This is a genomic window from Amycolatopsis sp. NPDC052450, assembly GCF_044547565.1.
Lineage (GTDB): Bacteria > Actinomycetota > Actinomycetes > Mycobacteriales > Pseudonocardiaceae > Amycolatopsis.
This window is the reverse complement of the sequence record NZ_JBIUAQ010000003.1, coordinates 267,204-280,081: the sequence shown is the minus strand read 5'-3', so window position 1 is coordinate 280,081 and position 12,878 is coordinate 267,204. Positions and strand designations below refer to the sequence as shown.

12 protein-coding genes are annotated in these 12,878 nt (G+C 69.2%); 10 read left to right on the top strand and 2 right to left on the bottom strand.

The annotated features are described in order from the left end of the window. Nucleotides 1-358: 358 nt before the first annotated feature. A complete protein-coding gene (locus tag ACIHAO_RS08560; RefSeq protein ID WP_396555836.1) occupies nt 359-3,124 on the bottom strand; it encodes an FAD-binding and (Fe-S)-binding domain-containing protein in 2,766 nt (921 codons plus the stop codon). Nucleotides 3,125-3,218: 94 nt separating this feature from the next. Here ACIHAO_RS08560 and ACIHAO_RS08555 point away from each other — a divergent pair, with 94 nt between their 5' ends. The 7 genes from ACIHAO_RS08555 (at nt 3,219) to ACIHAO_RS08525 (ending at nt 10,167) form a co-directional block, all read left to right on the top strand. Continuing rightward, nucleotides 3,219-4,397 carry a GAF domain-containing protein gene (locus ACIHAO_RS08555; protein WP_396555834.1) on the top strand — a complete coding sequence of 393 codons (1,179 nt, stop codon included), beginning with the start codon at nt 3,219-3,221 and terminating at the stop codon, nt 4,395-4,397. Continuing rightward, nucleotides 4,367-5,008 (top strand): response regulator, encoded by a 642-nt coding sequence (locus ACIHAO_RS08550; protein WP_396555832.1) that lies wholly within the window; start codon nt 4,367-4,369, stop codon nt 5,006-5,008. The genes ACIHAO_RS08555 and ACIHAO_RS08550 overlap by 31 nt, the downstream gene beginning before the upstream one ends. A 304-nt stretch (nt 5,009-5,312) precedes the next feature. Continuing rightward, complete coding sequence (locus ACIHAO_RS08545) at nt 5,313-6,122, top strand: ABC transporter ATP-binding protein (RefSeq protein ID WP_396555830.1); 810 nt, start codon at nt 5,313-5,315, stop codon at nt 6,120-6,122. Beyond that, on the top strand, nt 6,119-6,895 hold the full coding sequence (locus tag ACIHAO_RS08540) for an ABC transporter ATP-binding protein (protein WP_396555828.1): 777 nt from the start codon (nt 6,119-6,121) through the stop codon (nt 6,893-6,895). The genes ACIHAO_RS08545 and ACIHAO_RS08540 overlap by 4 nt, the downstream gene beginning before the upstream one ends. Beyond that, on the top strand, nt 6,892-7,770 hold the full coding sequence (locus ACIHAO_RS08535) for a branched-chain amino acid ABC transporter permease (RefSeq protein ID WP_396555826.1): 879 nt from the start codon (nt 6,892-6,894) through the stop codon (nt 7,768-7,770). Before ACIHAO_RS08540 ends, ACIHAO_RS08535 begins: the two co-directional genes overlap by 4 nt. Next, the gene (locus ACIHAO_RS08530) at nt 7,763-8,920 is read left to right on the top strand and encodes a branched-chain amino acid ABC transporter permease (protein WP_396555824.1); all 1,158 of its coding nucleotides are present in this window, start codon (nt 7,763-7,765) and stop codon (nt 8,918-8,920) included. The genes ACIHAO_RS08535 and ACIHAO_RS08530 overlap by 8 nt, the downstream gene beginning before the upstream one ends. Beyond that, nucleotides 8,917-10,167: an ABC transporter substrate-binding protein gene (locus ACIHAO_RS08525; protein ID WP_396555822.1), complete on the top strand. Its 1,251-nt coding sequence runs from the start codon at nt 8,917-8,919 to the stop codon at nt 10,165-10,167. Before ACIHAO_RS08530 ends, ACIHAO_RS08525 begins: the two co-directional genes overlap by 4 nt. Here ACIHAO_RS08525 and ACIHAO_RS08520 read toward each other — a convergent pair. Continuing rightward, entirely contained in the window at nt 10,109-11,167 is a 1,059-nt protein-coding gene (locus ACIHAO_RS08520; protein WP_396555820.1) for a Glu/Leu/Phe/Val dehydrogenase dimerization domain-containing protein, read from the bottom strand. The genes ACIHAO_RS08525 and ACIHAO_RS08520 overlap by 59 nt on opposite strands. A gap of 111 nt (nt 11,168-11,278) precedes the next feature. Here ACIHAO_RS08520 and ACIHAO_RS08515 point away from each other — a divergent pair, with 111 nt between their 5' ends. The 3 genes from ACIHAO_RS08515 to ACIHAO_RS08505 all read left to right on the top strand — a co-directional run bounded on the left by ACIHAO_RS08515 (nt 11,279) and on the right by ACIHAO_RS08505 (nt 12,766). Further along, the gene (locus ACIHAO_RS08515; RefSeq protein WP_396555818.1) at nt 11,279-11,758 is read left to right on the top strand and encodes an Lrp/AsnC family transcriptional regulator; all 480 of its coding nucleotides are present in this window, start codon (nt 11,279-11,281) and stop codon (nt 11,756-11,758) included. Between the two features lie 131 nt (nt 11,759-11,889). Then, nucleotides 11,890-12,159: a hypothetical protein gene (locus ACIHAO_RS08510; RefSeq protein WP_125785740.1), complete on the top strand. Its 270-nt coding sequence runs from the start codon at nt 11,890-11,892 to the stop codon at nt 12,157-12,159. Nucleotides 12,160-12,199: 40 nt separating this feature from the next. After that, on the top strand, nt 12,200-12,766 hold the full coding sequence (locus tag ACIHAO_RS08505; RefSeq protein ID WP_396555815.1) for a GNAT family N-acetyltransferase: 567 nt from the start codon (nt 12,200-12,202) through the stop codon (nt 12,764-12,766). The last annotated feature ends 112 nt before the right edge of the window (nt 12,767-12,878 follow it).

Sequence of the window (12,878 nt, the reverse complement as noted above, 5' to 3'; positions counted from 1 at the left end):
CGCCCGGGGCCGGGGGGGGCCTTGGGGGGGGCCCAAACACCATGTGCCGGGCGGCCTGGGGTCGCGAAAGTGGCTTTCGCGACACGGTCACCCCACGGCCCGCGAGCGAACCCCCGCGACCCGACACCATGAAGTCAGCGGAATGCTCACGGCCTCAGGCGACAACATCTTCACCGCGCGAAGCAACAACAAGATCCTCCGGCACCACGCCGAATTACCACACGAACTTCCGACTCGGGACACTAGCCGCGAGGAAGGGGTCCTTCATGTACTGGCATCATGCAAGAAGCGCCGCAGGCCACGCAGTAGGTACCTAAGAGGTGGCTCGCCAGAACCCGAATCGCCACTCACGAGACGTCTAGGGCAACGCACGCCTCAGCAGCTCCGCCAGGTGCAGCGCCCGCCGCCCGTCGAGTTGCTCGATCTGCGTCCGGCAGCTGAACCCGTCCGCGACCACCTCGGTGCCCTCGGCCGCGGCGCGGATCGCGGGCAGCATGCGGTCTTCGGCGCAGGCGACGGAAACGTCGTAGTGCCCGCGTTCGAAGCCGAAGTTGCCCGCCAGTCCACAGCAACCGGAGTCCATTGTGGAATTGTGGATACCGGCGGCGCGCATCGCGGCCTCGTCGGCGTCGAAACCGAGCACGGCGTGCTGATGGCAGTGCACCTGGCTGAGCGCTTCGACGTCGAGTGACCGGAATTCGAGCGGCGAGTCCTCGACGAGTTCGGCGAACGTCCTGGTCTGTTCGGCCAGCAGTTTCGCCACCGGGTCGCCGGGCACGAGAGCCGGGAGGTCACCGCGGAACAGCGCCGTGCAACTCGGCTCCAGGCCGGCGACCAGGTACCCCGACCGCAGGTACGGTTCGAGCACGGAAAGCGTGCGGCGCAACACTTTCTTCGCCACGTCGAGCTGTCCGGTGGACACCCAGGTGAGGCCGCAGCAGACACCGCGGTCGGGCAGGACGACGTCGTAGCCCGCCGCGGTGAGCACCTCGGCCGCGGCGTCGAGGACGTCCGGGGTGAGGTAGTTGTTGAAGGAGTCGGGCCACAGCACCACGGGCCGGGAGCCGGTCGCCCAGCGCTTGAGATCGGCGCGACGTCGCGTGAACGGCGTCTGGGCGAAGGTCGGCAGGTCCCGTTCCGGCGCGATCCCGCCGAACTTCTTCAGCAGCCCGGAGAACCGGCGCGACATCGTGTTCGCCACCCGTGGCGCCAGCGAGGCCGCGCGCAGCCACACCGGCAGCCAGCCCATCGAGTAGTGCGACGCCGGGCGCAGCCGCCCCTTGTGGTGCTGGTGCAGGAATTCCGCCTTGTACGTCGCCATGTCGACGTCGACCGGGCAATCGGACAGACACCCCTTGCAGGACAGGCAGAGATCCAGCGCCTCCGCGACCTCCTCCGAACGCCAGCCGTCGGTGATCAGTTCGCCGTTCACCATCTCGGCGAGCAGATGCGCGCGGCCCCGCGTCGAATGCTTCTCCTCGCGTGTGGCGCGGTAGCTCGGGCACATCACGCCCGCTCCGGTGGTGTTGCGGCATTTCCCGACGCCGACGCAGCGCCGCATGGCCTGCCCGAAGCTCCCCCGGTCCTCCGGGTACGCGAGCGCCGTGACGTCTTCGAGGTCCAGTGGCGCGCGCCGCACGCGGAGATCGGCGTCGACCGGCCTGGGATTCACCAGGATGCCCGGGTTCATCCTGCCCGCCGGATCGAAGATCCCCTTGAACCGCGCGAAAAGCGCGAGCATCTCGGGGCTGTACATGCGGGAGAGCAGTTCCGAGCGGGCCTGCCCGTCACCGTGTTCCCCGGACAGCGAGCCGCCGTGCGCGGCGACCAGGTCGGCCGCCTCTTCGAGGAACGACCGGAATCCGGCGATCCCTCGCGGGGACAGCAGATCGAAGTCCAGTCGCAGGTGCAGGCAGCCCTCGCCGTAGTGGCCGTAGACGACGCTCTTGCGGCCGTGCTCGCGCATGAGTTGCTTGAACTCCCGCAGGTAGGCGCCCAAACGCTCGGGCGGGACGGCCGCGTCCTCCCAGCCGGGCCAGGCTTCCTCACCCCCGGCCAGCCGCGTCGCGAGACCGGCACCTTCCTCCCGGATCCGCCACAGCCGCTTTTGCGCGGCCGCGTCGTCCAGCAGCGCGGAACCGGTCAACGCGCCGCGAAGTTCGTTGATCAGCCCACGCGCCTTTTCCGGATCGGCCATCTCGACGAACAGCCACGCACCGCCCGGCGGAAGCCCGTCGGCGCGGCCCGGTTCCAGCAGCGCGACGAGGTCCGCGTCGACGCCCTCCACGGTCAACGGCGACCACGGCAGGATCGCCGGGACGGCGTCGGCCGCGGCGATGTCGGACTCGAAACCGAGCACCGCGAGCACCTTGCGTTTCGGGACCTCGGCGAGGGAAACCGTCGCCTCCAGCACGGTGACGCAGGTGCCTTCGCTGCCGACGAGCGCCTTGGCGACGTCGAAACCGTTCTCCGGCAACAGGTGTTCCAGCCCGTACCCGGACACCCGCCTGCTGAAGGTGGACAGTTCGGTGCGCAGCAACGCCAGGTTGTCCCGGACGAGCGCGCGTAACTCCGAGAAGACCCGGCCTTCCGTGCCGGGCTCGGCCGCCCGCGCGTCCACTTCGGACGGCGAGGTCGGGCCGACGGTCAGCCGGGTGCCGTCGTAGAGCAGCACGTCGAGCTCGCGGACGACGTCGACCGTGCGGCCATAAGCGACCGAATGCGAGCCGCAGGCGTTGTTGCCGATCATCCCGCCGATCGTGCACCGCGAATGCGTCGACGGATCGGGCCCGAACCGGAGACCGTGCGGCGCGGCGAGGCGCTGGAGGTCGTCGAGGACGGTTCCCGGGGCGACCCTCGCCGTGCGCGCACCTGGATCGAGGTCGAGGACGCCGCCGAGGTGACGCGAGGTGTCGATCACGACGCCCGGCCCGCACGAGTTGCCCGCGACGCTGGTGCCGCCGCCGCGGGCGATCACCGGCAGCCCGGCCGCACGGCAGGCGGCGACGGCCGCGATCACCTCGTCGGCGCTCCTCGGCAGCACCACACCCTTCGGCACGTGCCGGTAGTTGGAGGCATCGGTCGTGTACAGCGCCAGTGTCGCGGCGTCGGCCAGGATCTCCACGGGTCCATTCAAGACAACCGCGGGCGAGAACGCATCGGCGAACCTCTCCGGACGGGTGTGTCGGAAACCACGTCCGATATGCGATCGTGAGCGCGTGACGGCGAGACGGCACGCCGCTGAAGACCTCGCCGCCGAGCACAGCGCGGTGCTCGGCGGGCTTCTTCGCGAGCGCGAAGAGCTGCTCGCCACCCTCGACCGGGTCGCGGCGCTCAACGGCACCGCGCGGCTGATCCGCGAGACGATCGGCACCCATTCCGGCTTCGTCGCCGAGCTGACCGGGCCCGAACAGGCGGTGATCCGCTGGATGTCGGGCACCCGCACGGACGCGCTGCAGGACCTCGCCGTGCCGATCGGCCAGGGCATCGGCGGGCGCGTGCTCGCGCTGGGCAAGCCGGTGCGGGTCAACGACTACGTCAACTCGCCGAGCATCACCCACCAGTTCGACGCGCAGGTGCGCGGCGAGGGGCTCGCCGCGATGATCGCCGTCCCGATCGTCAACGGAAACGAGACCGTCGCCATCGCGTACGCCGCCATGCGCGAGCGCCGCGACTTCGGCGACGACGCGGTCAAGTCGCTCGAGGACATCGCCAGTGAGGCCGGCCGGGCGTTGAAACTGGCGTCGGTCGCCGAGGCCGACCGCGAAACGGCGCTGTCCGCCGAGCGGCTCCGGATGCAGAGCGCGCTGCACGATTCGGTCGGCGCGCTGCTGTTCTCCATCGGCGTCCAGGTCCGGAACCTGCACGAGGACATCAGCGACAACCCGGCGCTCGAATCGCGGCTGCGACGGCTGGAAGGCGACGTCTCGGCCGCGTCGAGGGCGCTGCGCGAGTCGCTGCTGGCGTTGTCGGAGTCGAGTCCGGAACGCGCGCTGCCGGTGGAACTGGCCGAGCACTGCCGCTCGTTCCAGGCCCGCTGCGGCGTCCCGGCGCGGTTCGTCCAGCTCGCCCCGGTGCCGCGGCTCGACGCCGAACGCACCGGCCTGCTGGTGGCGGCCGTCCGGGAGGGCCTGCTCAACGTGGAGAAACACGCCGACGCGCTGTCCGTCGTGGTCAGCCTGCTGCCCAGCGACGACGGCGTGCAGGTGGTCGTCGCCGACGACGGGACCGGTCATCGCACCGACGAGGCCGAGGAACCCGAACCGGGCACCGGGATGGGGCTGCGCGCGCTGGCCGAACGCGCCGCGCGGCTCGGCGGCCGGGTCAGCCTGGTCCGCGACGAGGACGACGGGTGCACGCTGCGCGCATGGGTGCCGGAACCGTGCCGTCGCCGGTGACGGTGCTCGTCGTGGACGACCATCCGGTGGTCCGCGACGGGGTGAGCCTGCTGCTGCGCTACGACCCGGCGATGACCGTGGTCGGTTCGGCCGAGACCGGCCGAACCGCGGTGCGGCGGGCGGGTGAGCTGAAGCCGGCGCTGATCCTGCTCGACCTGCGGTTGCCGGACATGCTCGCGCCCGAGGTCATCGCCGAACTCCGGCGCGTGCACCCGGCGGGGCGGATCGTGGTGTTCACCGCGCACGGCGACCATCAGGGTGTCCGGGCCGCGCTGGACGCCGGGGCGCACGGCTGCCTGCTCAAGGACGTCGCCGGGACGGATCTGGTGGCGGCGTTGCGGCAGGTGCTCAAGGGCGAACGCGTGGTCGATCCGCGCATCTTCCCCGACGACGGCCAGCGGTCGGACGCGCTGGCCCGCAGCGGCCTGACGCGGCGCGAGTACGAGGTCCTGAGGCTGGCCGCGCAGGGACAGACGAATCCGGAGATCGCGGAATCGACCGGCCTGGCGCGGAACACCGTGAAGACGTACCTGCAGTCCGCTTTGCACAAACTCGGCGCCCGGAACCGCGTCGAGGCCATCGGCAAGGCCTCCGAGGCCGGCCTCCTCTGACCCCCGCAATTCGTCATCTACTTGCGTCAGGCGAACGCGACCACGACGGTCTCCCCAAGGGCGCCCCGCGCCCGACGGAGACTTCACCGTCGCGCGCCTCTTTTGGCCGGAGGCCACGGAAACATTTTGTAGGGCGCCTCCTTCGAGGACGTGAGTTTCCAACAAATCCCACGCCCTGCGAAATGTTTCCGTCAGCGCGTGACAATTCAACACAGTCTCCAGGTGGGGGTAACGCGGCGGAGGGTGCCCACGCAGGATGACCGCCACCGATCGTGACTCGCGTCACACGAACGGAGGAGGCGGCTTGCTCAGTGTCCGTGATCTTCAGGTGCGGTACGGCCGATCGGTGGCCGCACTGCACGGGGTCGACCTCGATGTTTCGCCCGATGGGGTGCTGGCGGTGCTCGGCAGCAACGGGGCCGGGAAGTCGACGCTGCTCCGCACCGTGTCCGGCACGCTGCGGATGCACCGGGGCTCGATTTCCGCGGGCGAGGTGCGCTACGACGGCAAACCACTGTCCAAACTCGACCCTGCCCGCATCGTCGGCCTCGGCGTGGTCGGCGTCCCCGAAGGCCGCCAGGTGTTCGCGCGGATGACGGTCGAGGAGAACCTGCGCGCGGGCGGGATCGGCGCCCGCTCCCCGGAACAGCGCGCCGCCGCGAGGAAACGCGTCGACGAGCTCTTCCCGGTCTTGTCCGAGCGGGCCAGACAACGCGCGGGCCTGCTTTCCGGCGGCGAGCAGCAGATGCTCGCGATCGGCCGCGCGCTGATGTCCGGCCCGCGGCTGCTGCTGCTCGACGAACCTTCGCTCGGTCTCGCGCCGAAGATCGTCGAGCAGATCGGCGACATCATCCGCGAGATCCACGACCAGGGCACCGCCGTGGTGCTGGTCGAGCAGAACGCCGTGATGGCGTTGCGCGTCGCCGACCACGCGATCGTCCTGGAAGTGGGCCGGGTCGCGCTGGCGGGGACGACGGCCGAACTCGCGGCGAGCGAGGAGGTCCAGCGGCTCTACCTCGGCGGTCACGCCGAATCGCAGGCCACCGCCGAGGCCGAAGCCGCCGACGCCCGCAAGCAGCGCGCGGGCCGGAGCCTGACGAGGTGGGCCGGATGACGCCGCCCGAGTTGCACGTCGAGAACGTGACCCTGCGCTTCGGCGGGATCACCGCGCTGGACGACGTCTCGTTCATCGTCGGCTCCGGTTCGCTGCACGCGCTCATCGGCCCGAACGGCGCCGGGAAGTCCAGCTGTTTCAACGTGGTCAGCGGACTCTACCGGGCGAATTCCGGCAGTGTCCGGCTCGGCGACACCGTCCTTTCCGGACTCCCGCCGCACCGGCTCGCCGGCCTCGGGGTCGGCCGGTCGTTCCAGAACGCCGCCCTCTCCCCCGGCTCCACCGTGCTCGACAACGTCATGCTCGGACGGCACGCGCTGACCAAGGGCGGCTTCCTCGCCTGCGGGCTCCGGCTGCCGTGGACGGTCCGCGCCGAACGGCGGCATTCCGCGCGGGTCAAGGAGATCTGCGACTTCCTCGGCATCGGCGCGTTGGTGGATCTCCCGGTCGGCGCGCTGCCCTACGGCGCGGTGAAACGCGTCGACCTCGCCCGCGCGCTCGCCGTCGAACCCGTCCTGCTCCTGCTCGACGAACCCGCGGCGGGCATGAACGCGACCGAGACCGCCGAACTGGCCGGGACGATCCGCGACGTCCGTGACGAACTCGGCATCTCGATCCTGCTGGTGGAACACGACATGGGGCTGGTGATGGGCATCGCGGACCGGGTCACCGTCCTGGACTTCGGCAGGCGCATCGCCGACGGCACCCCGGCCGAGGTCCAGTCGGATCCGGACGTGATCAGGGCATATCTCGGCACGGAGGCCACGGCGTGAACACTTTCCTGCAACTCGTGGTGAACGGACTCGGCAAGGGCGCGGTGTTCGCGTTGCTGGCGCTGGGTTTCGTGATCATCTTCAAGGCCACCGAAGTGGTCAACTTCGCGCACGGCTCCCTCGTGCTCTTCGGCGGCTACCTGGTCGTCGTGACCCGCGAATCGCTCGGCTGGGCGGGTGCCTCACTGGTCGGCATCGTCTCCGCCGGTCTGCTCGCCCTCCTGCTGGAACGGCTCCTGCTGTCCCGCTCGCGGCACGCGGACGCGAACAGCCTGGCGTTGCTGACCATCGGCGTCGACGTGATCGTCACCGAGGAGATCGTGCGACGCCTTGGCGTCACGCTGCCGTTCCTCGGCGACGCCTGGGACGCGCAGCCGTTCCAGATCGGCGGGATCACCCTGTTCCGCACGCATCTGGTGGCGCTGGTGGTCGCCGCCGTGCTGATCACCGCGTTCACCTTGGCCTTCAAGTACTCGAACTGGGGTGTCGCGATGCGGGCCCAGGCCGAGAACCGCGAGGCCGCCGCGCTGATGGGGATCCGCAGTTCCCGGGTGACGGCGACGGCGTGGGTGGTCGCCGGGGTGCTCGCCGGTGTCGCGGTGCTCTTCATCGCCACGCAGGACTTCTCCGGGGCGGGACTGTCCCGCGGCACGCACTCCATCGCGCTCGCGGCGTTCCCCGCGGCCATCCTCGGCGGGCTCGACTCGACGGCGGGCGCGGTGGTGGGCGGCCTGGTCGTCGGGCTGGTCGAGGCGCTTTCGGCGCAGTACGTGTCGTTCGACTTCTCCAAGAGCGCTGTCTTCCTGGTGATGCTCGTGGTGCTGGTGGTGCGGCCGTCGGGGTTGTTCGGGACGAGGGAGAGCACACGTGTCTGACACCGCTGTGAAAACCCCTGCCGCGGCTCCACCCGCACTGCTCGCGAAACGCGATCGAGGGCGGCTGCTCAAGGCGCTGGCCTGGGTCGCGCTGCTCGTCGTCCTGCTGGCGATCCCGCTGTACCTCGACGCCGCCTGGCTGAAGGCCGGGCAGTACATGATGATCGGCGGGGTCGGCGCGATCGGGCTGACCCTGCTGGTCGGGCAGGCCGGGCAGTTGTCGCTGGCGCACGCGTTCTTCCTGCTGGCGGGCGCGACCGGGTACACCGTCCTTTCCGGACCGGCCGGCGACGAGCGCATGTTCGGGCTCGGCCTCGATCCCGGTCTGTCGCTGGTCGGCGCGGTGGTCATCACCGCGCTGCTGGGGCTGGCGTTCGCGCCGGTTTCCGGACGACTGCGCGGGATCTACCTCGGTGTCGCGTCGCTGTCCCTGGTGTTCCTCGGGCTCTACTTCGGACAGTCAGCCGAAACGCTGACCGGCGGAACGTCGACCGGGCGCACCCCCGAACCGTTCTCGCTGTTCGGCTTCCCGTTCACCAACGGCGGCCCGGAGATCGAACTGATGGGCGTGCCGATCCGGCAGGCGGAACGGCTCTGGTACCTGTTCCTGCTGCTGACCGTGCTCGCGTTCGTGGTCGCCAAGGCGGCGGTGCGCAGCCGGGTCGGCCGGTCGTGGCGGGCGGTGCGGGACAACGAAGCCGCCGCGTCCGTGATGGGCGTCAGCGTCACCCGGGCCAAGGCGGGCGCGTTCGCGGTCTCCTCGGCGTACGCGGGGCTCGCCGGCGCGATGACCGTGCTGTGGTTCGACATCCTCAAACCCGACGAGAGCGAATTCGGTACGTACGGCATCAACATCTCCATCGCCTTCCTGGCCATGGTGATCATCGGGGGACTCGGCTCGGTGCCGGGCGCGCTGGTCGGCGCGCTGATCGTCAACGGGCTGCCGCAGGTGCTTTCCCTGTATTCCGCCGATCTCGGCTGGTTCTCCGGAACCGGGGACGGCGCCTTGACCCCGATCCTGGTCAGCTCGTTCGTCTACGGTGCCGCGATCATCCTCGTGGTGCTCTTCGAACCAGGTGGGCTCGCCGCGATCGGTCGCCGGATCACGTCAGCAAGGAAACCTCATCTCCCGGAGGAGCAAGACAAATGAAGCGCACATATCCGGCCGTCGCGCTGGCGGCGGTCCTCGCCCTCTCGGCGTGCAGCACGAAAGCGGGCGACTCGGGGTCCTCGGGGGCGGACGGTTCGGGCGTCAAGACCGACAAAGGGGTGACGGCCTCGGAGATCACCCTCGGCGTGATGACCGACAAGACCGGGGTGTTCAAAAACCTCGGGCTCGGCATCACGCAGGGCAACGAGTTGTGGGCCAAGGACTTCAACACCGCGGGCGGGGCGTGCGGCCGTCAGGTCAAATTGGAGACCGTCGACCACGGCTACAAGGCGGACACGGCGAAGACGCTGTATCCGCAGATCGAGCCGAAGGTGCTCGGCTTCGTGCAGCTGCTCGGCTCGCCGGTGGTGGCCGCGTTGAAGCAGAACATCGCCTCGGACAAGACCGTCGCCGCGCCCGCGTCGTGGTCCTCGGAACTGCTCGACAACCAGTACGTGATGATCGTCGGGACGACGTACGACCTGGAGATCATCGACGGGCTGTCGTACTTCCAGGAACAGGGCCTGGTGAAGGACGGCGACACGATCGGGCACGTCTACATCGACGGCGAGTACGGCAAGAACGGCCTGCGCGGCTCGCAGTTCTACGCCAAGAAGCACAATCTGACGGTCAAGGAGGTCAAGGTGACCTCGACCGACAACGACCTCACCAACATCATCACCGGGCTCAAGGGTGCCGGGGTGAAGTCCATCGTCCTCACCACCACCCCGGCACAGACCGGTTCCGCGCTCGCGGCGAACAAGGCGCTCGGGCTGAACGTCCCCGTGCTCGGCAACAACCCGGTGTTCGACCCGGTGCTGCTGAAGAGTCCGGCGGCGAACGCGCTGGACAAGCTGACGATCGTCGCCAGCAGCGTCCCGTTCTCCGCCGACATCCCCAAGGCCAAGGACGTCGCGACGAAGTACAAGGCGGCGTACAAGGAGACCCCGAACGGCGGGATCCCCTACGGCTACGCGGTCGGCGAGGTGTGGGGCACGGTGCTCAAGAAGGCCTGCGAGAACAAGGACCTCACCCGGGAGGGGATCGCCGCGGCGCTGAAGCAGACGACGTCGGCGAGCACCGGCGATCTGGTGGCGGCACTGGACTTCTCGAAGGCGGGCACCCCGGCGACGCGCCAGGTGTACGCGGCGACACCGGACGCGTCGGCCGAGGGCGGGGTCCGCTACGTCAAGCCGCTGTTCGAGGCTCCCGAGGCGAAGGAGTACGTGGCCCCGCACCAGAAGTGAGGCGGGCTTCGGCGAGTGCGTCCGCTTCGGCCAACGGTGTGGTGCCGTTGGCCGAAGCGGCGTCGAGGATCCTTCGCGTGGTCTCCTCCAGGGTTTCGACGCGGGCGAGCGCTTCGGCGTGGGTGAGGCTTTCGGCCTCGCGGCCGAGCGTGTAGACGACTCCCCCGGCGCTCGCGACGAAATCCGGGATCCACAGGATTCCCCTGGCGGCGAGGTCTTCCGCCACCCTATCGTCGGTGAGCTGGTTGTTCGCCGGGCCGACGACCAGCGGCGCGGCGACCTCGGTTCCGGGGCCGAAGACCCCGCCGACGGCCGCCGGGATCAGGACGTCGGCCTCGATGCCGAGCACCTGCTCCGGCGGGGCGACGCTCACGCCCTGCTCCTCGGCGACGGCGAGGCGTCGATCGTCCACATCGGACACGGTGACGTTCGCACCCTGCTTGACCAGGTCTGCGGCGAGGTGGGCGCCGACCGAGCCGTAGCCGCTGATGACCACTTTTCGGTTGTTCATCGAGGCGTCACCGAAGGCGGCCCGCGCGCCGGCGCGCAGCGCGGCGAGCACCCCGACGGCGGTCGGCCCGCTCGACGAACCGGTGCCGCCGTGCTCCTCGGGGAGGCAGAACACGTGCGGGGTCCGTTCACGCAGCACCAGCATGTCCTCAGGGCCGGTGCCGACGTCCGGGCCGGCGAGATACGCGCCGTCGAGTGACTCGATGAGGTCGGCGTGGTCGAGCAGGATGTCGCGCCGCTGTTCGGCGGTCGGCACGGTATCGAGGGCGACGACACTTTTGCCGCCGCCGAAGTCCAGGCCCGCGACAGCGCATTTGCGCGTCATCGCCGCGGACAGCCGCAGGACGTCGCCGATCGCGTCGTCGATGCGCGGATAGACCTTGAACCGGCAGCCGCCGACGGCCGGGCCGAGCGAGCGCGAGTGCACCGCCACCATCGTGGTCACTCCGGACCGTCGTCCCGTCCGGACGACCAGCTCCTGTACGGACATTTCGTTCCCTTCCACGCAATTAGTCACCTACTTGCGCCGAAGTTAGGCTGATCCTCAGGTTTGCAGGGCTTCTGCCGAACGTTATTCGGCAGGCTGGGCGAAGGAGCGTGCGTGGACGAACTTGATTCGGCGATCATCCGGGAACTCCAGGCGGATGCGCGGCAGTCGAACCGCGACATCGCTCGCAAGGTCGGCGTCGCGCCGTCGACCTGCCTGGAACGGACGCGGCTGCTGCGGGAGCGCGGCGTCATCCGCGGCTATCACGCGGACATCGACCTGCGCAGCCTCAACCGCGGCGTGCAGGCGATGGTCTCGGCGCAGGTGCGGCCACTGAGCCGGGAGGTGATCGACTCCTTCCAGCGTTCGGTCGCGGAACTGCCGGAGGTCCTTTCGGTCTTCGTCACCGCCGGTAGCGACGATTTCCTGATCCACGTCGCCGCGCAGGACGTCGATCAGCTCCACGCATTCCTGGTGGATCGCTTGGCGAAGCGCAAAGAGATCATCGGATTCCGGAGTTCGATCATTTTCCGGCATCTGCGCAAGACCGAGCTGGAACCGCTTCCGCGCCGAATACCGGGTGAGAGTCCCTAGGTGTTCACCCTTGAATACGCGACACACCACCCTTAAGTACGCCCTAAATCCGAGACTTCGCATCAGAGAAGACGGAAACTGTCGGGGGTATGGGTTTCACTGTTCAGAGCGGAACAGAAAGGAGGCACGTCATGGACGTTCGGACGGAACTGAACCATCGTGAGCGGGCCACCCTGAGAGCCGTGGCCGAGGGCCACGCCGAAATCAGCTGCAGCTGCGAGCCGGACCTGTTCGTCGACGGCCTCGCCTGCTGCGACCAGCACACCGCGCACCGCCTGGCCCACCTCGGCCTGGTGGCGCCCGCCAGGGGCGGCCGGTGGGGCGAGCGCGTGCCCGCCCTGCTCACCGATGCCGGTGCGGTGGCGCTGGGCGGCCTCGCCAGGCCAGGGGTCGCCGCGTAAACAGGTTGCCCGTGCACGCCCTCGGCGCCACGCTTTGCCGATGCGTGTCTTTCTGGAGACCGAGCGGCTCCTGCTGCGACAGTTCACCGACGCCGACGTCGACGACCTGTTCGCGCTCTACGACGACCCCGACGTCATGCGGTACCTCAATGGGGGCGAACCCGCCGACAGGGCGGAGATCGAAGAACACGACCTTCCCGCGTTTCTCGGTTACTACGAGCGTTTCCCCGGTTACGGGTTCTGGGCGGCGATCGAGAAATCCAGTGGGTCTTTTCTGGGGTGGTTCCACTTCCGTCCGCTGCGCGGTCATCACTCGGACGATCCCGAACTGGGCTACCGGCTGAACCGGTCTTCCTGGGGCAAGGGCTATGCGACCGAAGGCTCGCTCGCACTCCTGGAGAAGGGTTTCGCCGAATTCGGGGCCCAGCGGATCTGGGCGGCGACCATGGCGGTGAACCTGGGGTCCCGGCGGGTCATGGAGAAGATCGGGATGCGGCACGTCCGGACCTATCACGAGCACTTCGACAACCCGATCCCCGGCACGGAGGAGGGCGAGGTCGAGTACGCCATCACGCTGGAAGAGTGGCAGGCCCGCCCCCACCCGTGAATGGCAAGGACGGTTAGAGCCAAGGGGTTAGGTACCTACGCGGTTCCGGCTGCGGTTGATGCCAGTCTCGGCCTGTGAAGGCATCCTTGATGGACCCGGGAGTCCCTCAGGG

Bases quoted from the DNA above. Each gene is read 5' to 3' on its own strand.
- ACIHAO_RS08550 (WP_396555832.1), top strand. From the start codon at position 4,367: ATGGGTGCCGGAACCGTGCCGTCGCCGGTGACGGTGCTCGTCGTGGAC.
- ACIHAO_RS08540 (WP_396555828.1), top strand. From the start codon at position 6,119: ATGACGCCGCCCGAGTTGCACGTCGAGAACGTGACCCTGCGCTTCGGC.
- ACIHAO_RS08505 (WP_396555815.1), top strand. From the start codon at position 12,200: ATGCGTGTCTTTCTGGAGACCGAGCGGCTCCTGCTGCGACAGTTCACC.
- ACIHAO_RS08525 (WP_396555822.1), top strand. From the start codon at position 8,917: ATGAAGCGCACATATCCGGCCGTCGCGCTGGCGGCGGTCCTCGCCCTC.
- ACIHAO_RS08510 (WP_125785740.1), top strand. From the start codon at position 11,890: ATGGACGTTCGGACGGAACTGAACCATCGTGAGCGGGCCACCCTGAGA.
- ACIHAO_RS08520 (WP_396555820.1), bottom strand. From the start codon at position 11,167: ATGTCCGTACAGGAGCTGGTCGTCCGGACGGGACGACGGTCCGGAGTG.